This is a genomic window from Acinetobacter sp. ANC_7682 (genome assembly GCF_056779795.1).
Genome location: NZ_JBWYIQ010000011.1, coordinates 1 through 21,508, shown reverse-complemented (window position 1 = coordinate 21,508; position 21,508 = coordinate 1). Strand labels below are relative to the sequence as shown.

The following is a 21,508-nucleotide window of genomic DNA, read 5'->3' as shown; positions in this document are numbered from 1 at the left end:
TTCTTGGATGGTGATTTGCCATCATTTTTGCTCAACAATAATTATTATTTAAATGCTCTCTCAAAAATGGATCCAAAATATTTATTTTTAAAGATTATTGTTGACTTTTTATCTAAAAAATAGAATTATTGGATCCAATTGATAAGGAGATCAACTCATGTTTGTAAAAAATGCTTGGTATGTGGCGGCACGACCTGAAGAAGTACAAGATAAGCCTCTAGGAAGACAAATTTGCGGTGAAAAAATGGTTTTTTATCGTGGTAAAGAAAACCAAATACATGCCGTTGAAGATTTTTGCCCACATCGCGGTGCACCTTTGTCATTAGGCTTTGTTGAAGATGGTCAACTCGTCTGTGGTTATCATGGGTTAGTGATGGGATGTGACGGCAAAACGGTTTCAATGCCTGGGCAACGTGTACGTGGCTTTCCTTGCAATAAAAGCTATCGCGCAATTGAAAAATTTGGCTTTATTTGGGTATGGCCAGGAGACCAATCGCTTGCAAGTGAAGATCAACTCCCAACTTTAGAGTGGGCTGAAAATCCAGAATGGGCCTATGGTGGTGGACTATTCCACATCAACTGTGATTACCGTTTGATGATTGATAACTTAATGGATCTCACCCATGAAACATATGTTCATGCAAACAGCATTGGTCAAAAAGAAATTGATGAAGCTGCACCAACCACTCGTGTTGATGGTGACCACGTTGTGACTGAACGTCATATGGAAAACATTTATGCACCTCCATTTTGGCAAATGGCTCTAAAAGGTAATAATCTCGCTGCAGATGTTCTAGTAGACCGTTGGCAAATTTGTCACTTTCATGCACCTAGCAATGTTCATATTGAAGTTGGTGTTGCCCACGCAGGACATGGTGGTTACAACGCACCGGAAAATAAAAAAGTGTCTTCAATCGTTGTAGATTTTATTACCCCCGAAACGGAAACGTCTCACTGGTATTTCTGGGGAATGGCTCGACACTTCCAACCCGACAACATCGAATTAACTAACCAAATTCGTGAGGGACAGGGCAAAATTTTCTCGGAAGATTTAGATATGCTTGAACAACAGCAACAGAATTTATTGAGACATCCTGATCGTAAATTGCTGATGCTGAATATTGATGCAGGCGGTGTTCAATCTCGAAAAGTAATAGACCGCTTGATCAGCTTAGAGCAAACGAATGATGAGCAGAAAATTACAACTTTGAATGTTGTTTAAAGTAGACCCACATTTTATCAGTTTTTCATTTTACCAAGGAGCGATACTCACATGGATGTGACTATTCAGAAGATTTATCGTCATAATGAACACATTTTATCTTTCGAACTGGTAAACACCCATGGTGAATTATTACCAGCTTTTCAAGCCGGTGCACATATTGATGTGCACTTAGGTAATCAATTAATTAGACAGTATTCTTTGGCAAATTGTAGTTCAGAGCAGCACCGTTACGTCATTGGTGTCCTGAATGATCCTTTATCACGTGGTGGTTCTAAATTTATTCATGAACAACTTCGTGAGGGTCAGCAGCTCAAGATTAGTGAACCACGAAATTTGTTTGCCTTGGTTCCTGAGACAGAATATGCATATTTGTGTGCAGGTGGAATCGGTATCACTCCTATCTTAGCAATGGCTAAAGAGCTTAAACGCAATAATCAGCCCTTCCAATTACTGTATTTTGTGAAAACGAGAGCTTCTATTGCATTCCAACAAGATTTAGAGGCTCTAGGAGATTCCGTCCACATCCATATTGATGATGAACCTGAAACACATATTCTTTTGAATACAATCTTTGCCTCTCCTCGTATCGATCATCATATTTATGTATGTGGCCCAGATGGTTTTATGAACTATGTGATCCATACCGCAGATACGCTCTCTTGGCCTAGTCATCAAGTACATAAAGAGCATTTCAGCGCACAAGCTATTGATACCAGTCAAGATGGCAGTTTTGAAATTGAGATTTTAAAAACAGGGCAACGTATTCATGTCGCAGCTGATCAATCTGCAGCACAAGCTTTAGAACATGCTGGAATCTGTATCCCTTTATCTTGTGAACAAGGTATTTGTGGCACTTGCTTAGTGAATGTAGTTGAAGGTGAAATTGATCACAGAGATATGTATTTAACTGAAGAGGAACAAGCTGCAAATGATCAATTCACACCATGTTGCTCAAGAGCAAAATCTCAACGAATTATCATTGATGTTTAATTTGGATCGATAGATTTTCAAGTGTAGCCCTTCATTAATTGAAGGGTTTCTTATATAGACCCATCTGTGTGAAAAATTGAACGCATAGTCTCCCCTAAAGTAACCACATGACTATGCTCACGCATTAAACTTTCAGCGCGTGCTGAGTCTTGTTGCTTTAATGCATTGAATATTGAGCAGTGTTGGATATGCGCATATTGCAAACGACGAATTTCAGACAGCGCATTATTTTTATCATAAGTCAGTGCTTGTGCAGATGCCATAGGTAACTGATTGTTTTTACTGAGTGCTTGCACAATTGCGATATTATCCGAGCCTTGAATAATAGTATTGTGAAAAATAGTGTTGTAATGATGGTAGGTTTCTAAATCATCGCTTGTTAATTCTGGTTTATTGAATATGGAATCAATTTGCGTAATACAATTCAAAAGTGTTTGATGTTGATCTATCGTCATGCCTTTTTCAGCAAGCGTTTTTGCAGCAAGACCTTCTAAAACTCCACGTACATGCAAAGCATCATGAACTAATTTAGATGAAATTTCTCGAACAGTATAGCCTCGAGTTGGATTTTTAACGAGTAAGCCTTCTTGCTCTAAAAGCCGAAAAGCCATTCGAATAGGTTGACGCGATACACCTAGCATTTCAGCAGTCGGAATTTCAGCCAAACGAGAACCTCCTGCAATCTCCCCAGAAATAATCATTTTTCGAAGTTCAATTAACACTTGCTGCCCTGAAGACATATACCTACTCAATTGTTTTGATCATGATTGATCCTAACGAGTCAGATTTGGAATATCAATCTCTGTTGACTTAAAGGACTCTTTTAGGCCGGAAATTCACTATTCTATTTTTGATAACTGAGGTGATTATGAGTTCGTATCATCAATATTTATTTTTTGAAGATTGGTTGCCATTAATTCTAAATTGTTTCGAATTAAATAAGCTAAATGGATATCTACCCCATCTAACATTTTTTGTTCTATCTCATTAACAATGTTTCGACATTGTTCGAGTTTTTCAAATCCTTTAGGCGTTACATTAATTAAAATTCTTCGTCCATGTGAGGGATCTGAAGCTCTACTGATCCAATCGTGGTTTTGTAAATCTTGTAGAATTTTATTGGTAGATTGCGGTTTAATAAATGAACGTTCTGCAAGTTTTGCATTAGATAGATTGCCTTTCGCAGCGATAACTGACAATGCTGTAAACTGAGATAAGGTGATATCTAAGTCTTTTAAACGTTCAGTTAAAAGTTTACTCACAATACGATCAACCCTTGCAATTATATAGCTCAGTGTCGGAATCGAATGATTAACTTCTGACATTTTATATTCCTTAATAGATGAACAAAAGTATGACTACTGTCGTAATCATACTTTTAACATATGTTTAACGTGTAGTTATATTTAGAACAGCATCAGACTGCTCTGGACGTGGCTTACGTACAAGCATTAATGCCGCAATAGCTGCAAATAAAATCAGTGGAATACTTGCACCAATGACCATTGCTGAACTAGAACCTAACGACAGTAGCATTCCAGCAAATAGTGGTCCTGCAAAAGATCCTATACGCCCTACTGCGACTGCAGCACCTACACCCGTGCCACGCATTTCTGTTGGATAGAACATCGCTGCCAATCCATAGAGCGCTGATTGGCCACCTACAATAAATAGACCACAACCCACAGCAGACAATACAAGTAAAGCAACAGTTGGAGAGATTGCAAGACAGCACAGTGATAACAAGATGCCAATATATATAAATTTAATTACAGTACTCATGCGAATCTTATCAAGTAAAGTTCCCATGAGAATCGACCCGAAGATACCACCGATGTTGTAACCAATTTGAACATAGTTCGCTTCTGTTTTTCCTAAACCTTGTGCACCCATCAATAGTGGCAACCAGTTGAGTAAAAAATATAAAACAACTAACGTAAAGAAAAAACTGATCCAAATTTGAATCGTGGAAAAACGCCGTTCTTTTGCAAACAACACTTCAAAGAATGGGGTAGAAGTTTTATTCTTCGTCGCTGTTAAATAGTCTTTAGACTCCGGCAAATACTTCATTAGCAAAGGGATTAAAAGAATTGGAGCGAAGCCACCAATGTAGAAGATATGTCTCCATTGCGCATCACCAGCTAAACCCATTGCCACGAATGATGTCAACATTCCACCAAATGGAATACCGCTATACATAATACTGACTGCAATGCCTTTATGTTTCTCTGACACTGCCTCAGATGCCATGGTGATCATCATTGGTAAAGCGCCACCCATCCCTAACCCAGTTAAGAAACGAATGATTAAAAGCAGTGTATAATCAGAAGCATATGCCGTTAGAACTGACATCACTCCAAAAATTAAAATACTGGTCAATAGAACTGCCTTACGCCCAATTTTATCAGCGTAACGACCTCCTAATAATGCACCAGGTAAAGTACCCAAGATTGCCGCGCTAAATGCCCATGCCATTTGAGTATTATCTAAGCCAAACTCTGCTCGCATCCGTGGTGCTGCTACGCCCATTGATTGAAGATCGAAACCTTCAAATACAGCGATAGCGAAACACAGTACGAGTGTAAGCGTAGCTTTAGTCTTACTACTTACACTTTGTTCCATTTTTTATTGTCCCTTTTAGAGCTTTTAAAATACTTTTAAAAAAATACACATCCTATGTATTGCCTCCGTCCAGGCAACTCAAAAAATATCACCTAAACTTATAAAATAATCAATATTTTTTTTAAATAAAATTAATTTAAAATATTATTCTATTAATTATCAATATATTATAAAAATTCTATAAAAAATTCAAAAAACACTTGTATGTAAGTTTAACTGATATTATATTAATTCCAACAGGACATAAAACAAACACTAAGGAGCTTATCATGTCTTATCAAAATCGCTGGTCCACTGTAGATGTAAAAGTTGAAGCTGGCATTGCTTGGGTCACTTTAAATCGCCCAGAAAAGAAAAATGCGATGAGTCCAACCTTAAATAAAGAAATGATTGATGTACTTGAAACGCTTGAACTCGATCCGGAAGCAGGTGTTTTGGTACTCACTGGTGCTGGGGATTCTTGGACAGCAGGTATGGACTTGAAAGAGTACTTCCGTGAGGTTGACAGCCAGCCAGAAATTTTCCAAGAACGAATTCGTCGTGATGCATCACGTTGGCAATGGCATTTACTTCGTTTTTATTCAAAACCAACGATTGCAATGGTAAACGGCTGGTGCTTCGGTGGTGGATTCTCACCACTAGTCGCATGTGATCTAGCCATTGCAGCAGATGAAGCTACATTTGGCTTGTCTGAAGTGAATTGGGGAATTCCTCCAGGTAACTTAGTGAGCAAAGCTATGGCTGATACAGTTGGTCATCGTGCTTCTATGTACTACATCATGACAGGCAAAACCTTCTCTGGTGTTGAAGCTGCAAATATGGGCTTAGTGAACAAGAGTGTTCCACTTGCACAATTACGTGCAGAAGTAACTGAATTGGCAAATAATTTGCTTGAAAAGAATCCAGTTGTACTGCGTACTGCGAAGAATGGTTTTAAACGCTGTCGTGAGCTGACTTGGGAGCAAAACGAAGATTACTTATACGCCAAACTGGATCAATGCAACTACCGTGATGATGAAGGTGGTCGTGCACAAGGTATGAAGCAATTCTTGGATGACAAAACAATCAAACCAGGTCTTCAAACTTATAAACGTCCTGCTTAAGCAGAATCTACTTTTTTCGTCATGATGGACATGTAAGGAAACATTCACCATGCAAAACGTACAGTTACTTATTCACGGCCAATCTGTTGCAGCAAGTTCAGGACAAACTTTTGAAAGAATCAGTCCAATTAATGGCTCAATCGCATCAACGAGTGCAGCAGCGACTTTAAGCGATGTTGATCGTGCAATTGAGTCAGCGCATGAAGCATTCAAAACTTGGTCTGTTCTATCACCAACAGACCGACGTTTAAAATTGCTTAAAGCTGCAGATTTGATGGATCAAAAAACTGAACAGTTTATTCAAACTGCAATACATGAAATAGGTTCAACTGCGACGTGGTATGGCTTTAATGTCCATCTTGCTGCCAATATGCTGAGAGAAGCAGCAGCCATGACTACACAAATTGATGGAAATATTATTCCATCAGATGTTCCTGGCAATATCGCTATGGGTATTCGCGTTCCATGTGGTGTCATCGTTGGTATGGCGCCGTGGAATGCTCCTGTTATCTTAGCCACTCGTGCCTTAGCGATGCCTCTGGCTTGTGGGAATACAGTCGTACTTAAAGCATCTGAAGCTTGCCCTGCAACACATCGATTAATTGGGGAAGTACTTCATGAAGCAGGTATTGGCGATGGTGTTGTCAATGTCATTACTCATGCCCCGCAAGATGCTCCACAGATTGTAGAGCGTTTAATCAGTCATCCATTGACTAAAAGAATTAATTTTACAGGTTCAACGCATGTAGGACGAATAATTGCACAAACTGCAGCGAAATACCTCAAACCATTGTTGCTGGAACTTGGTGGCAAAGCACCGGTCATTGTATTGGAGCAAGCGGACCTGGACGAAGCCGTTAATGCCATCAGTTTCGGCGCTTTTTTCAACCAGGGACAGATCTGTATGTCGACAGAGCGTGTTCTTGTGGATGAAAAAATTGCAGACCAATTCATCGAAAAATTGATCAATAAAGTTCAGAATATCAGAGCAGGAAATCCACTTGAGAGTCAAGAACCCCTGGGCGTTCTAGAAAGTTTAAAAGCTGCAACAAGAATCAAAAATTTAATTGAAGATGCACGTGAAAAAGGTGCATATTTACCACTGGGTTTAAGCATTGATGGTGCTATGATGCAACCTACTATCGTAGTTGACGTCACTAAAGATATGCAGATTTATGCCGAAGAATCTTTTGGTCCTGTGTGCACCGTTCAACGTTTTAAAACTGTTGATGAAGCAATCGAATTAGCAAATGACTCAGAATTTGGATTATCTGCAGCAGTTTTTAGTCAAGATTTATCTCTAGCTCTAGATGTAGCTAAACGTATCGAATCAGGTATTTGTCATATTAATGGTGCAACCGTTCATGATGAAGCGCAAATGCCTTTTGGTGGCGTGAAACAAAGTGGTTATGGACGATTTGGGAGTAAAGTCTCAGTTGCAGAGTTCACTGAGCTGCGTTGGATCACCATGCAAACCAAAACTCGTCACTACCCTATTTAACGAACATTTCAAAGAGTTGACATGAAGTCAGCTCTTTTCGTTGGAAAAGAATAGCTAAAAATACATGGAGTGAAAATAATGTCGAATATGATGGTTCATACGCATAAATATCCTGAGCGATTTGTTAAATTAGGCAGTCACGAGATTGAGTTTCAATCTAAAAATGGCACTTTGTATATTTCCCCAAAAGAACAACTTAAACCATACCCACAAAAAATTACTGACCGTTTAATTCAATATGCTCAAACATATCCCGATCGTGTATTCGCAGCAAAACGTGGTCATGATGATGAATGGATTAAGCTTACATACGCAGAAACATTAGATCGAGCATGGCGTATTGCACAAAGTTTGAAACAGTATTCACATCTTTCAACTGAACGTCCTATTGTTATTCTATCTGGGAATGATCTAGAGCATCTTACTTTGTCAATGGGAGCAATGCTTGCAGGGATTCCATTCTCCGCAATTTCTCCTGCCTATTCACTTATTTCTAAGGATTTTGGCAAGCTCAAACATGTGTTTGATGTTCTAACACCAGGTTTGGTTTTTGCTAATGATGGTCAAGCTTTTGCTAAAGCGATTGAACATTGCTGTGATACAGATGATATTGTGATAGTTACGAATTCTGGAAAACTTGGTGAGAAAAATTGCCTTGCTTTCTCTTCACTCCTCTCCTCTGAAATTAGTGATATTAAAGATCATTATGAGACCATTGATGAACATCAAATAGCGAAATTTCTATTTACATCTGGCTCAACTAAAATGCCGAAAGCGGTACCTACAACGCATCTAATGCTATGTACCAATCAGCAGATGCTGCTTCAGACCTTCCCTGAGTTTGAAGAGACCCCCCCAGTATTAGTTGATTGGTTAGCATGGCACCATACTTTTGGTGGCAGTCATAATGTAGGAATCGCATTATATAACGGCGGCACAATTTATATTGATGACGGCAAGCCAGTTCCAGGAAAGATGGAAGAAACCATCAGAAATCTTAAGGAAATTGCACCTACTGTGTATTTAAACGTTCCTAAAGGATGGGAAGAAATAACCGTAGCTCTTGAACAAGATGCTGAGTTACGTGAAAATTTTTTTAGTCGAGTTAAAATTTTGTTTTTTGCTGGTGCTGCACTATCAGAAGCTGGTTGGAACAGACTTGACCAAATCGCGCAGTCACACTGTGGAGAACGTATTCGTATCATGAGCGGTTTGGGGATGACTGAGACTGCACCATCATGTGTGTTTACAACTGGTCCCAAAGTAATGGCTGGGTTCATTGGATATCCAGCTCCAGGTTGTGAAGTGAAATTAGTTCCCTATGGTGACAAACTTGAGTTTTGTGTTCGTGGTAAAAATGTCATGAAACATTACTGGCATCTACCTATGGAACAACAAGCTAATATCTTTGATGATGAAGGCTTTTATCGCACCGGGGATGCAGTGAAATTAGTGGATCCATCCGACCCGAGTCAGGGACTCATGTATGATGGCCGTATAGCTGAAGATTTTAAGTTAAATACAGGTACCTTTGTCAATGTTGGAACTTTACGCAATAAAGTTCTCATTACAGGTAATCGATTTATTCAAGATGTTTGTATTACTGGTTCTAATTTAAGTGCGATTGGATTTTTAATATTTCCCAAAATTGCAGATTGCGCTGAGTATGCAGGATTAGATTTAAGTCTAGTTGGTGCTAAAGAGGTGCTTCTACACCCTAAAGTTCAACAGTGGTTTAAGCAGTTTTTAATTGATTTCAATAAAGATGCGACAGGTAGTTCAAACACTGTTTCGATGCTTTACCTCATGATTGAACCTCCACTTCTTGATGCAGGAGAAACCACTGATAAAGGCAATCTCAATCAAAGTGGTATTTTGAAACGTCGCATAGCAATGGTGGAAGAGTTATACGAAAAAAACATCAATAATCCACTCATTATTCGCATTCCAACCCTTAGAAATTAACTCAACTTTTTTATTCAGCAGCGTTTAGTCAAACGCTGCTTAGACAGTTGCATTCAAAATTAGGATAACGCTATGCAGAAAGATAGTGATTTTGAGCTGTTTCGGGACAATTATCGACGCTTCCTAGCAGAGTTTGTCGCCCCATATTATGAGTCATGGGAAGAGCAAGGACTCATGCCTCGACAAGTTTGGGATCAACTTGGACAAAATGGATTTTTATGCGTCGATGTGCCTGAACAATATGGAGGTTACGGCGCACCGATATATTATTCACAAATGATCGTTCAAGAAACTGCTCGAGCGGGCTTCTCTGCGTTAGCCGTTGCAATCGGTGGTCAGAGTGAACTTGTTTCACCCTATATCCAGAATATTGGAAGTGAAGATCAAAAACAATATTGGTTACCTAAAATGGTATCCGGTGAAGTTGTTACAGCTATTGCAATGACTGAAGCCAATGCAGGTTCGGACCTACAAGCCATCCGCACTCAAGCCTTATTAGATGGCGATCATTATGTGGTGAATGGCTCAAAAACGTTTATATCGAATGGTCAACATGCAGATCTCATAGTTTTAGTTGCTAAAACTGATCCTCAAGCAAGAGCTAAAGGTATTTCGATTTTATTGGTGGATGCTCATTTAGATGGAGTAAAAAAAGGTCGTGGTCTAAAAAAAATTGGACTTCAATCTCAAGACACTGCCGAATTATTTTTTGACCAAGTCAGAGTTCCTAAAGACCAATTATTAGGTCAGGAAGGTCAAGGCTTTAGCTATCTCATGCAAGAACTTCCACGTGAGCGTTTGAGTATTTCTCTCATGGCATTAGGCGCTTTGCAAGGTGCTTTAGAAATTACTCAAGAATATGTCCTCGAACGTAAAGCTTTTGGACAATCAATTGCACAATTTCAAAATACTCGTTTTGTAATCGCTCAAGCCAAAATTAAAACTCTAGCAGCAGAAGCCTTTGTCGAAAAATGTAAGTCGCTTTATCAACAGGGAGTATTGGATGTAAGCGAAGTTGCGGCATTGAAATGCTTCATCACTGATACCCAATGTGAAGTCATTGATCAACTTCTGCAATTGTTCGGGGGATATGGATACATGCGGGAATATCCAATATCTCGATTTTATGTCGATGCACGTGTTCAAAAAATTTATGGGGGAACCAATGAAATTATGAAGGAAATCGTTGCAAGAGAACTTTTAGGAAAATAACACAAAGATTACCTCTATGTATTAATACTATTTCAGGATGAAATAAAGATGAAAAAATTATGGATCACACCACTTCTATTATGTACCGCTCCAGCATTTGCAAATAATTTTGTCGACCAAAGTAAAGTCGAATTAACTGCACGTAACTTCTACTTTGACCGTGACTTTAAAGTTGAAAATAGATACCCCGCATTAAGAGACTGGACACAAGGATTTATCTTTAAAGCACAATCTGGATTCACCGATGGAACGATTGGTTTTGGTTTAGATCTATTAGCGACTGCAGGTTTTAAACTGGATGCTGATGCTAAATATGGAGGTACAGGAAACTTAATTCGTTCCTTGGAAACCAACGAGCCTGCAGATCAATATGGTGAAGTTGGAGTCACTTTAAAAGCTAAAGTTTCTGAAACCGAGGTACGTATAGGGACTCTTCAACCCATGACTCCTGTTTTAGTCGGCTCTCCAGCACGGCTTTTACCTCAAACGTATCGAGGTGTTGCAGTTCAATCTAAAGATATTCAAGGTCTGGATCTCCAAGCATCCTATATTGATGAAGTCAATCAACGTGATTCTACAAATTATGAAGCTATAAAAATCTCTGGAGTAAATGGTCGTTATATTTCTGAAGAAACAGATTATTTGTATTACTTAGGTGGACATTATGACTTGACTAATAATCCATTACGTTTGACTGCATTTCATATGGATGTTAACGACTTATATCACCAATCGTTGTTAGGCATAACCTATAAATATCCAATCTCAAATCAATCCACTTTTACAACGCAGTTGCGTTACTACATCAGCGATGAAGATGGGACTGCTAAAGCGGGTTTAGTCGATAATAATTTACTTCATAGCCATTCAGAACTTCAACACCAAAACCATAAGTTTATCTTTTCTACATTTCACCACTTTGGAGGTACTGCTTTTCCGTACTTAACTGGAGGAGAAACTGGACTAGCAATTGATACTTGGACTGGTGAGTTTTTGAATGCGAAAGAGCGTGTTTATAGCCTGCGTTATGAATACGATTTTAAAGACTATATTCCAGGTCTTCGTTTTATGACCCGCTATACCCATGGTAGCAATATTTACGCACCACAGTTGGGTGGTACAGATTTTTCAGAAGATGAATTGGATTTTGATCTAGCTTACACAGTTCAAAATGGTCCACTAAAAAATTTAGGTTTACGCGCGCGTTACGCGATCTACGATAATGATATGCCAATTACCGCCAATATTAAGCCAGCCAATGAAACTCGTATCAATATTGATTACACGTGGAAATTTAAATAATAACAAAAGGGTTCTTTACTGAGGAACCCTACCCTCTCTAAGGATAATAAGTATGAAATATTTAATCGGCTTATTGGTCTATACCACCAGTGCATTAAGTTTGGCAAATACCCAATATTCACCACAACCCATAAAACTTGAACCCCTTGCGACATTCAATGTTGAACTCACAGCCCCAGTTTGGGAATTAGGTAAAACTTCAGATTTAGGGCAAAGACGCATAATCCCAATCACTGGAGGAACTTTTTCTGGACCAAGTTTGAAGGGGCGTATTCTTAACAATGGTGCAGATTGGCAAAAGGTCGATAGCAAAGGTTTGGCATATATAGATACGCGCTATTTATTAGAAACTGATGATGGTGCTCTGATTTATTTACAAACTAAAGGTTATCGCCATGCTTCACCACAAGTACTAGAACAATTAAGTCGTGGCGAAGATGTTAATCCCACTCAGTATTACTTCAAATTAACCATGCAGTTTGAAACTAGCTCAGAAAAATATGCATGGTTAAATCAGACAATTGCAGTTGGAAGCGCAATGCGTCTCGGTAAAGCCGTGATCTATGATGCATTTGCAGTGAAATAAATATTAAAAGGAGTACTTTTCAATGGACGAACAAGTTTTATCTAATTTACCCCCTATTCATCATTTATTGGGTGGTCATCAACTTCAGTGGAACAAGGAAAAGCGAGAAATTTCAGTTCAATATACTGCTCTTGAAAGTTTTACTAATCCTAGGGGAAGTGTTGAAGGAGGCATGATCTGTGCCATGCTTGATGATGCAATGGGGATTTTAGCTGCCTTAAATCAAACAGAAAAACCAGCTGCCACAATTAATTTAACAATTGATTTCTTCAGACCATGTGAAGTTGGTGAAGTATTGGCAAAAGCGTGGTTCATTAAAGAAGGACGTAAAATTTTAAGCATTGAGAGTGAAGCTTGGCAGCATGGAAAGTTAGTGGCAAAAACCAGTGCTGCATTTATGGTTCTATAAGGATTAAAAAAAGAATGGATATCTTAAAATTAAAGGATTGTGTCGATAATGACAAAATAAGTTCATATCAAAAATTCGTCGTTTTTTTCTGTTTTATTTTATACATTATCGATGGATTCGATTTCATGATAATGGCTTATTTGGCAAGTTCAGTTGCCAATGAGTTTTCATTAACTGGTACTAATATAGGAACTTTAATTAGTGCTGGTTTAATTGGTATGACCGTCTGTTCATTTTTACTTGCACCTCTCGCAGATAAAATCGGCAGACGTAATTTAATTAACCTTTGTCTATTAATCTGTGGCTTGAGCATGTTTGCATCTGCATTTTCAACCGATTTTAAGCAATTGGTTCTGTGCAGATTTTTCACTGGTGTTGGTATTGGTGGTGTTCAAATCAGTGCATAGTGTCCACTTAAATTTAAGTGGACACCTATTTATGGATTTAAAGACAGTTATAGACACTGCACCAACGCTAAAAAAGCCCCGTCGAACCTTCACAGCTGAATTTAAACATCAACTTATTCAGCAATGCCAGCAGCCAGATACATCAGTGGCTAAGGTCGCAATGCAACATCAGATCAATGCCAATCTGCTACATAAATGGATTCGTCAGTCCAGATCAATGCCCCCTGCATTAAAAACCCCATCCATTCCACAGACTGACTTTCTTCCGGTCATTCTTCACCCGACTCCAGTCAAACAAGAAGCACCTCTACCACCTGTGCCAGAGAAGAAAGCTGTCGCTCATATCAGGATTCCATTACATGAGGCACCAAGTTCCGCAAGGGATCAGATGATCGAGATCGACTGGCCGGTGGAGTCAGTAACTGAATTACTGTTGCTGATCCAGGGTTTGACTCAATGATTCGTATTGATGAGATCTGGTTGTCTACCCAGCCGATGGACATGCGTGCGGGTATGGATACGGCCATGGCGCAGATTATGAAAGCCTTTGGCTCAATCAAATCAAGAATTAGAAAAATCAAACCAGCAATTGGATGCCAAAGTTCAGCATCTTTCTATTCTCAATCAAAAATACGAGCATGAACTGGCGCTGTTTAAAAAGCATAAATTCGGCAGTAAAAACGAACATCTCACCGCAAAACAAATCCATCTATGGGACGAAGCAGTCGAAGAGGATATCGCAGCCGTTGATCTGGAACTGGAACGGCTGAATGCAGATAAAACTGATGCAGCGACACAGAAAGCCACAGTCAACAAACCTAAACGTCGACTGCTGCCAGATCATCTACACACCATCCGTATTGAGCATGAACCTGCATCAACCCAATGCAGTTGTGGCTGCCAGTTACGTCGTATCGGCGAAGATATCAGTGAAAAACTGCATTTCAGACCGGCACAGTTCTACAAGGAACAGCATGTGCGTGGCAAATGGGTCTGTGATCAGTGTGACACTCTGACTCAGCAAGCGATGCCAGCCTATGTGATTGATAAAGGATTGCTTCACCTGAATTGCTCAGCCATGTGCTGGTGTCAAAGTATGCCGATCATTTGCCGCTGTACCGTCAGCGCCTGATCTATCAGCGGGCTGGCATTGATCTGTCCAGATCCACTTTATCTGACTGGATTGGTCGCTGCGGTGTGGAACTGGAACCTCTGGCCAATGCCTTAAAACAGGTGGTACTGCAACAGCGGGTGATCCATGCAGATGAAACACCGGTGACGGTCATGCAGATGGGTGAAAATGAGAAAAAGCCCAAAAAAGGTTATGTCTGGGCCTATGCCAGCACACAGTACAATCCAGTTCAGGCAGTGATCTATGACTTTCAAGATAGCCGTTCTGGCCAGCATGCTGAAGACTTCCTGAAAGGCTGGCAGGGTCATTTGGTCTGTGATGATTACAGTGGTTATAAAGCACGCTTTAGATCAGGTCAGGTCATTGAGGTGGGCTGCATGGCACATGCACGTCGTAAATTCCATGAACTACATGTGACCAAGAAAAGTCAGGTCGCTGAACAGGCATTAGTGCTGATTCAGAAATTATATGCGATAGAAGCAGAATTAAGAAAAAAGACCGATGGTACAGCGGAAGACCGCTGCGAATACCGACAACAGCATAGTCAACCGGTCATGCAACAACTATATGAATGGCTCAACCAACATCAGCTGACGGTGCCATCGAGTTCTCCAACCGCCCGGGCGATCAATTACAGCCTAAAACGTTGGACTGCTTTAAGCCGCTATCTGGATGATGGCAATCTACCCATAGATATGAGCAGCATTGCTGCGCAAGGGATAGAGAACCAAATGCGTCCCTGGGCCTTGGGGCGTAAGAATTGGCTATTTGCAGGTTCGCTGCGCAGTGGTCAACGAGCTGCCAATATCATGACTTTAATCCAGTCAGCAAAGCTGAATGGCTTGGATCCGTATGCCTATTTAAGTGATGTGCTGAAAAGGTTGCCAACACATAAAGTGCCCCAAATAGAAGAATTACTACCTTACCGCTGGAAACCTGAACCCCGTTAAAACTTGGCGATGGCGTTCAGCGGATGCTTACGATAGAAACAACAAAAGGTCAGTGAAATCACTGACCTTTTTAATTTCTTGTTCAAAGTTTAAATATCAAAGAATACCGTTTCATTTTCACCTTGAATACGAATATCGAAACGATAAACGATCTGACCATCACGCTCTTCACGCTTAGCAATGAGTGTTTGACGACGTGGCGCCCACTCAATACCATTCAAAATTGGGTCTTTCGCATTCGCTTCAGCTTCGTCCTCAAAGTAAACTCGAGTATGTAAACCTAAATTGATACCACGCGCAAAAATAACCAGCGCGATATGTGGTGCTTGCTGTGAACCCTTACGTCCAGGAACAGCACCTGGTTTGATCGTATCGAAGCTCCAAAAACCAGTGTCAAAATCCGCACCCGCTCTACCCCAACCTAAAAAGTTTGGATCTGGCTGCTTCCCTTGCGTATCCTGCTGACTTGGATAAACACCATTAGCATCAGCTTGCCAAATTTCTACGAGTACATCGCGAAGTGGTAAACCCAGTCCGTCAAAAACTTGCCCTTCGAGGCGAATACGTTCACCTTGAGTGCCATCTTTCACCATTTGATTATTAAAGCTATGCTCAAATACTTCTATACCAGCTTGATTAGGCATTAATCCAATATGGACATATGGACCACCTGTTTGAGATGGTGTTTCGTGTAATTCTTCAAATTTCCAGCCATTCATCCTGATGCTCCCTATCAAGTCAAATCATTTTCAAAATATGTCGCACGACGACCACGTAAAGTAATGTCAAAACGATAGCAACGACTATCTGCTTCAATAAAGTTGCTCTTGTCTTCGAGCGCAATTAAAGCTCTTCGCTGTTGTTCTGAAGGAACAGTTTTTAAAATTGGACAGCTATCAATTAATGTATCGCCTTCAAAATAAAACTGGGAAATCAAACGCTGTGCCCAGCCATCTGCCATCACAGAAAAATGGATATGTGCTGGACGCCACTCATTGATACGGTTACGCCACGGATAAGGTCCTGGTTTTATCGTTCTAAAAATGAAGAATCCATTTTCATCTGTGAGCATTCGACCGCAACCACCAAAGTTAGGGTCCATAGCTCCCACATACTGATCATTTGGATGGCGATAACGTCCTGAGGCATTCGCTTGCCATACTTCAATCAGAGCATTTTTAACAGGACGACCAAATTGATCACGTAAATAACCATGAATAATGACGCGTTCACCAACAGGTAAACCATCTTTTGCATAATTTAAAATTAAATCATTGTCTTTAGGACCCAATAAATCTGCGCTAAAGTGAGGTGCAGTAACCTCGGTTAATGTTTGCGCAATCGAAATCAGTGCATTTTTCGGGGAACGTAATACACTGGTTTTATATCCCGGCGCATATGCTGGCGGATGATCATCTGTATTTCGCTGTGCATAAGCACCCATCAGAATTTGAGACATGAATCTCTCCTTATTCAATTTAAAATATCGTCCGTTTATTTAATTTTCTCAGGCGAAATGCCTAACTCTGCAAATACTTCTTCTGCCATATGCATTGCAGCATTGGCTGCAGGAAGTCCTGCATATAAAGACGCATGCAAAAATAATTCTTTAAGATCATCTTTTGTAACGCCATTGTTGAAACAAGCACGAATATGCATTCTAAGTTCTGCTTCACGCCCCAATGCAAGTAAGATTCCAATCGTCACCAAACTACGTGTGTGTCTTGGCAGTCCTGGTCGTGACCAAACCTCACCCCATGCAAAACGACTAATAAAGTTTTGAAAATCAGCATTAAATTCATTTAAATTTTCAAGTGAACGCCCGACATGGGCTTCACCCAAGACTTCAGTACGGACTTCTAGCCCCTGCTTATAACGTTCTTCATCATTCATGAGGTTGTTCCTCTTTAAAATTGAAATTATTTGATGTTCAGATGTGCTTAAGACTGAATAAAAGCAAGCAATGTTTGGTTAAATTCAACTGGTCGCTCAATATTGGATAAATGCGATGCATCTATGACTGCAAGTTGACAGTCAGGTATATGTTGTTTTAAAAACTCACCATCATTCACTGTGGTCACAGGATCTAAGCCGCCACATAATGCCAAACAAGGCACAATAATTTTTCCAAGTTGATTGCGTAAATCCGTCTGAGCTAAAGCACGACAAGAGGCTGCATAGCCTTTAGGCTGAGTGACAGACAAACTCTGAATGGTTTTTTGAGCTGTCACATCGTGTAAATAATCAAATTGTTCACTAAACCAACGCGTATGTGTAGTACTGACGATATCAGCCAAACCATTTTGTTCAACCGTATCTGCACGACTCAACCATGCCTCGGTATTTCCAATTTTTGCTGCCGAATTTGCAATCGTAATAGAGTTAAAACGCTCTGGTGCAATTATGCCTAATTGAATGCCAGTAACCCCCCCCATGGAGATACCACAAAAATGTGCTTTTTCTATAGAGAAATGATTGAGTACATCAAGGACATCATTGGCTAAATCAATGATTGTGGTATTTTCAATGACAGTACTTCTTCCATGACCACGTGTGTCGTAGCAAATCACATCATAATCTTTGGAAAAATAATCAATTTGGGCCTGCCACATGCCATGATCAGTACCCAGTGAGTTTGAAAAAATGATGCTTGGTTTTGTATGGTCACCAAAACGATAGACCGCAAGCTGCTGACCATTACGATTATTGATTAATGTCATTATGGTGTACTTCCTTGAACGCTCTCTAGTACCGCATCTATTTGTGCTTGAGTATTTCCTAGATAATGTTGCGGATTAAAAATCTGACGGAGTTGATCTAGATCAAAAATAGCTAATATTTCTGGATTATTTTGTACAACATCGAGTAAATGTCGTTGTTCGGCAACGGCTTGCTTACAAGCATCTTCCACAAGATGATGTGCATTTAATCGCCCCATCTGAGGTGCGAGTGACATCATCAGTGCTTCAGCCATGATTAATCCTTGCGTGCACTCTAAATTTCTTAACATATTTTCAGGATCTACTTCTAATCCCGTAAATACATCGATTGCTCTACTTAAACTACCCGCCGTCAGTTGAAATAACTCTGGTAACGCTAGCCATTCAGCATGCCATGCACCTAAACTTCTTTCATGTTCTTGTACTAAGCTTTGGTAGATACTTGACATTAATGCAGGGACGCGATTTGCAGCGGCTAGAATTGAAGCGGCTGCAACAGGATTACGCTTATGAGGCATCGTCGATGACCCTCCACGCCCAGTACCACTCGGTTCAAACACTTCTGCAATTTCTGTTTGCATCATGAGTGACCAGTCACGGGCCATCTTGCCCAAGTTTCCTGTAATCGTTGCAAGTACATGTGCAATGTCGGCTACACGATCTCGTTCCCCATGCCATGTACATACGGGTGTATTTAAACCAAGTTTTTGTGCGTAAGTACTCACTACAGCCGAACCGTATTCAGTTAATGAAGCTAAAGTACCTACCGCACCACCTAACTGCGCTGTTAAGACATGTTGCTGTAACTGCTGAACACGCTTTAAATCTCGATCTAAACTAGAGAGCCACCGTGCTGTTTTATGTCCAAAGGTAAGTGGTAAACCTTGTTGCAACCATGTACGTCCAATCATCACCTGATCACGGTATTGAATCGTCAGTTTTTTAGTTGCCTGAATAGCTTGAATAAGTTGCTTTTCGATCAGCTGTAACGCATCTTGAGCTTGCAGCATAAAGGCCGTATCAATGATATCTTGGCTGGTCGCACCCCAATGCACATAACGGGAAGCATCTTCATTGATTTTTTTTACAGCAGCAGTGAATTGCTTTACGAATGGAATTGCAATATTGCCAGCGAGTCCACTGGACTGTGCCAAATGATCAAAATTAATAATGGAATGAATTTCTTGTTCTGCAACACGTTGAATCGTTTCAGCAGCAATAAAGGGAATAACACCAACTTCAGCTTGAGCTTGAGCCAGTGCAACCTCTGCACGCAACATATATTTTACGAGTGCTTCATCACTAAATATGATATTTACATCATTCTGATAAAACAAACTTGCATATAACTGACTCATAACTTATCCCTATTACGCTTCATCATGTTTTTCACCATAAAGCGTATGTCCAAAAATTGCTGTTAAACTTTTTCAATAATTAAAGCGATGCCTTGACCCACACCGATACACATAGAGCACAATGCATATTTGCCACCAGTTGCCTCTAGTTGGTTGAGAGCAGTCGTCACCAAACGCGCACCTGATGCACCCAATGGATGACCTAGTGCAATTGCACCACCATTTGGGTTTACACGCGCATCATCGTCGGCTAAACCTAGGTCACGTGTACATGCCAATGCTTGTGCTGCAAACGCTTCGTTCAGCTCAATCACATCCATTTGCTCTAGTGTTAAACCTGTTTGTGCTAACAGTTTTTTAATCGCAGGTGCAGGACCAAAGCCCATAATGCGAGGTTCAACCCCAACAGTGGTTGCACCAATTACTTTGGCACGAGGTTTTAAACCATATTTTTCAACAGCTGCATCAGACGCAATCAAAATTGCAGCAGCACCATCGTTAATGCCTGATGCATTACCTGCGGTTACTGTACCGTCTGCTTTTACAACAGGTTTTAACTTAGTTAACGCTTCTAAAGTGGTTGATGCACGAGGATGTTCATCTTTTGCCACCACAACCGCATCACCTTTACGCTGTAGAATAGTCACAGGCACGATTTCTTGATCAAAGAAACCACGTGCTTGCGCTGCAGCCGTACGTTGTTGGCTGGTTAAAGCAAATTGGTCTTGATCAGCGCGGCTAATGTTGAACTGTTCAGCCACGTTTTCGGCCGTTTGCGGCATGGTTTCAACACCATACATTTCTTTAAGCTTCGGGTTGATAAAACGCCAGCCCATGGTGGTGTCTTCAATCTTTTGACTACGACCAAATGCACTCTCAGATTTACCCATCACAAATGGGGCACGTGACATAGATTCAACACCACCTGCCACAATCACGTCAGCTTCGCCTGCTTTAATGGCACGCGCGGCCATTGCTACGGTATCGAGTGATGAACCACATAAACGGTTGACTGTGGTTGCAGGTACTGTATATGGAATACCTGCTAAAAGCGCCGACATACGACCGACGTTACGGTTATCTTCACCGGCTTGGTTGGCACAGCCAAATAAAACGTCATCGACGACATTCCAATCCACAGAAGGGTTACGTTCCATTAACGCTTTTAATGGCACTGCACCTAAGTCATCCGCACGGACAGGAGCTAAACCACCGGCATAACGACCAAAAGGCGTACGGATGGCATCAATGATGTATGCGTTTTTCATTTATTAAATCCTTGTTAGCAAGCCTCTCCCTTTTTTAAAGGGGGGTTGGGAGGGATTTAAAAAAATATGATTTATTCCTAAGAATCCCCCTAAATCCCCCTTTATAAAGGGGGACTTCCTCTTTATTTATAGTGTTGCATCAATAAGTTTGGCACCCGTCATCGATTGAAGCTCTTCAAAAGATAAGCCTTCAACTTTCTCAATGACTTTCATGCCATCTGCCGTCACATCAATCACACAAAGGTCCGTATAAATGCGGTCCACACATTTCAAACCTGTCGCAGGATAAGTCAGCTCAGCAACGATTTTAGGTTCGCCTTTTTTAGTGACATGATCGGTGGTGATGAAGACTTTCTTCGCACCCACGGCTAAGTCCATTGCACCACCCACAGCAGGGATGGCATCAGGTGCACCGGTATGCCAGTTTGCAAGATCACCATTTTCAGCGACTTGGAAAGCACCCAAGACTGCGATGTCTAAATGACCACCACGCATCATGGCAAATGAATCACCATGATGGAAGAAAGCTCCGCCTTCTAGCAGGGTTACAAACTCTTTACCCGCGTTAATTAACTCAGGGTCACGGTCTTCTTCCGCAGGGGGGGGACCAAAGGCCAATAAACCATTTTCAGAATGTAAAAAGACATCTTTGTCAGAAGGTAAGTAACTCGAGATTTTAGTTGGTAAACCAATCCCAAGGTTGACATAAGCACCATCAGGAATATCTTGTGCAACACGTTCAGCAATTTGATCACGGG

21 protein-coding genes and 1 pseudogene are annotated in these 21,508 nt (G+C 40.6%); 12 read left to right on the top strand and 10 right to left on the bottom strand.

The window, feature by feature from the left end:
• The first annotated feature begins 157 nt into the window (after window positions 1-157).
• Together AC1M9D_RS06100 and AC1M9D_RS06095 are read left to right on the top strand one after the other, a co-directional pair.
• Window positions 158-1,222 carry an aromatic ring-hydroxylating dioxygenase subunit alpha gene (locus AC1M9D_RS06100; protein WP_035269112.1) on the top strand — a complete coding sequence of 355 codons (1,065 nt, stop codon included), beginning with the start codon at window positions 158-160 and terminating at the stop codon, window positions 1,220-1,222.
• A gap of 51 nt (window positions 1,223-1,273) precedes the next feature.
• A complete protein-coding gene (locus tag AC1M9D_RS06095) occupies window positions 1,274-2,215 on the top strand; it encodes a PDR/VanB family oxidoreductase (protein ID WP_481611722.1) in 942 nt (313 codons plus the stop codon).
• Between the two features lie 50 nt (window positions 2,216-2,265).
• On the opposite strand, the gene AC1M9D_RS06090 is transcribed toward AC1M9D_RS06095, so the two are convergent.
• The 3 genes from AC1M9D_RS06090 to mhpT all read right to left on the bottom strand — a co-directional run bounded on the left by AC1M9D_RS06090 (window position 2,266) and on the right by mhpT (window position 4,837).
• Window positions 2,266-2,955, bottom strand: a complete 690-nt coding sequence (locus AC1M9D_RS06090) for a GntR family transcriptional regulator (RefSeq protein ID WP_180028003.1) — start codon at window positions 2,953-2,955, stop codon at window positions 2,266-2,268.
• 126 nt (window positions 2,956-3,081) lie between these two features.
• Entirely contained in the window at window positions 3,082-3,540 is a 459-nt protein-coding gene (locus tag AC1M9D_RS06085) for a MarR family winged helix-turn-helix transcriptional regulator (RefSeq protein WP_179997673.1), read from the bottom strand.
• 64 nt (window positions 3,541-3,604) lie between these two features.
• Window positions 3,605-4,837 (bottom strand): 3-(3-hydroxy-phenyl)propionate transporter MhpT, encoded by a 1,233-nt coding sequence (gene mhpT, locus AC1M9D_RS06080; protein ID WP_481590589.1) that lies wholly within the window; start codon window positions 4,835-4,837, stop codon window positions 3,605-3,607.
• 269 nt (window positions 4,838-5,106) lie between these two features.
• Here mhpT and AC1M9D_RS06075 point away from each other — a divergent pair, with 269 nt between their 5' ends.
• The 10 genes and pseudogenes from AC1M9D_RS06075 to tnpC all read left to right on the top strand — a co-directional run bounded on the left by AC1M9D_RS06075 (window position 5,107) and on the right by tnpC (window position 15,404).
• Window positions 5,107-5,940 carry a p-hydroxycinnamoyl CoA hydratase/lyase gene (locus AC1M9D_RS06075; protein WP_035270071.1) on the top strand — a complete coding sequence of 278 codons (834 nt, stop codon included), beginning with the start codon at window positions 5,107-5,109 and terminating at the stop codon, window positions 5,938-5,940.
• A 49-nt stretch (window positions 5,941-5,989) separates the two neighbouring features.
• Complete coding sequence (locus tag AC1M9D_RS06070; protein ID WP_481611721.1) at window positions 5,990-7,441, top strand: aldehyde dehydrogenase; 1,452 nt, start codon at window positions 5,990-5,992, stop codon at window positions 7,439-7,441.
• 78 nt (window positions 7,442-7,519) lie between these two features.
• Window positions 7,520-9,406 carry a feruloyl-CoA synthase gene (locus AC1M9D_RS06065; protein ID WP_481611720.1) on the top strand — a complete coding sequence of 629 codons (1,887 nt, stop codon included), beginning with the start codon at window positions 7,520-7,522 and terminating at the stop codon, window positions 9,404-9,406.
• Window positions 9,407-9,478: 72 nt separating this feature from the next.
• A complete protein-coding gene (locus AC1M9D_RS06060; RefSeq protein WP_035270077.1) occupies window positions 9,479-10,618 on the top strand; it encodes an acyl-CoA dehydrogenase family protein in 1,140 nt (379 codons plus the stop codon).
• A 48-nt stretch (window positions 10,619-10,666) separates the two neighbouring features.
• The gene (locus AC1M9D_RS06055) at window positions 10,667-11,920 is read left to right on the top strand and encodes an OprD family outer membrane porin (protein ID WP_481611719.1); all 1,254 of its coding nucleotides are present in this window, start codon (window positions 10,667-10,669) and stop codon (window positions 11,918-11,920) included.
• A gap of 52 nt (window positions 11,921-11,972) precedes the next feature.
• Window positions 11,973-12,506, top strand: a complete 534-nt coding sequence (locus AC1M9D_RS06050) for a DUF3237 domain-containing protein (protein WP_481586546.1) — start codon at window positions 11,973-11,975, stop codon at window positions 12,504-12,506.
• Between the two features lie 22 nt (window positions 12,507-12,528).
• A complete protein-coding gene (locus AC1M9D_RS06045) occupies window positions 12,529-12,915 on the top strand; it encodes a PaaI family thioesterase (RefSeq protein WP_481611718.1) in 387 nt (128 codons plus the stop codon).
• Between the two features lie 14 nt (window positions 12,916-12,929).
• Complete coding sequence (locus tag AC1M9D_RS06040) at window positions 12,930-13,322, top strand: MFS transporter (protein ID WP_481611717.1); 393 nt, start codon at window positions 12,930-12,932, stop codon at window positions 13,320-13,322.
• On the top strand, window positions 13,315-13,782 hold the full coding sequence (gene tnpA, locus AC1M9D_RS06035; protein ID WP_481611716.1) for an IS66-like element accessory protein TnpA: 468 nt from the start codon (window positions 13,315-13,317) through the stop codon (window positions 13,780-13,782). Before AC1M9D_RS06040 ends, tnpA begins: the two co-directional genes overlap by 8 nt.
• 87 nt (window positions 13,783-13,869) lie before the next feature.
• Window positions 13,870-15,404: pseudogene (gene tnpC, locus AC1M9D_RS06030) on the top strand (IS66 family transposase).
• A gap of 89 nt (window positions 15,405-15,493) precedes the next feature.
• On the opposite strand, the gene pcaG reads toward tnpC, so the two are convergent.
• From pcaG to AC1M9D_RS05995, 7 genes are all read right to left on the bottom strand, one after another.
• Window positions 15,494-16,123 carry a protocatechuate 3,4-dioxygenase subunit alpha gene (gene pcaG, locus AC1M9D_RS06025; protein ID WP_092766915.1) on the bottom strand — a complete coding sequence of 210 codons (630 nt, stop codon included), beginning with the start codon at window positions 16,121-16,123 and terminating at the stop codon, window positions 15,494-15,496.
• A gap of 14 nt (window positions 16,124-16,137) precedes the next feature.
• Window positions 16,138-16,863, bottom strand: coding sequence for a protocatechuate 3,4-dioxygenase subunit beta (pcaH, locus tag AC1M9D_RS06020; RefSeq protein ID WP_092766916.1), 726 nt, complete (start codon window positions 16,861-16,863; stop codon window positions 16,138-16,140).
• Between the two features lie 35 nt (window positions 16,864-16,898).
• On the bottom strand, window positions 16,899-17,297 hold the full coding sequence (gene pcaC, locus AC1M9D_RS06015; protein WP_035269644.1) for a 4-carboxymuconolactone decarboxylase: 399 nt from the start codon (window positions 17,295-17,297) through the stop codon (window positions 16,899-16,901).
• 47 nt (window positions 17,298-17,344) lie between these two features.
• On the bottom strand, window positions 17,345-18,127 hold the full coding sequence (locus tag AC1M9D_RS06010) for an alpha/beta fold hydrolase (protein ID WP_481611758.1): 783 nt from the start codon (window positions 18,125-18,127) through the stop codon (window positions 17,345-17,347).
• On the bottom strand, window positions 18,124-19,482 hold the full coding sequence (gene pcaB, locus AC1M9D_RS06005; RefSeq protein WP_481611715.1) for a 3-carboxy-cis,cis-muconate cycloisomerase: 1,359 nt from the start codon (window positions 19,480-19,482) through the stop codon (window positions 18,124-18,126). Before pcaB ends, AC1M9D_RS06010 begins: the two co-directional genes overlap by 4 nt.
• A 62-nt stretch (window positions 19,483-19,544) precedes the next feature.
• The gene (gene pcaF / locus AC1M9D_RS06000; protein ID WP_481611714.1) at window positions 19,545-20,750 is read right to left on the bottom strand and encodes a 3-oxoadipyl-CoA thiolase; all 1,206 of its coding nucleotides are present in this window, start codon (window positions 20,748-20,750) and stop codon (window positions 19,545-19,547) included.
• Between the two features lie 126 nt (window positions 20,751-20,876).
• Window positions 20,877-21,508 (bottom strand): 3-oxoacid CoA-transferase subunit B (locus AC1M9D_RS05995; RefSeq protein ID WP_481611713.1); only part of this gene is annotated, 632 nt, incomplete at its 5' end.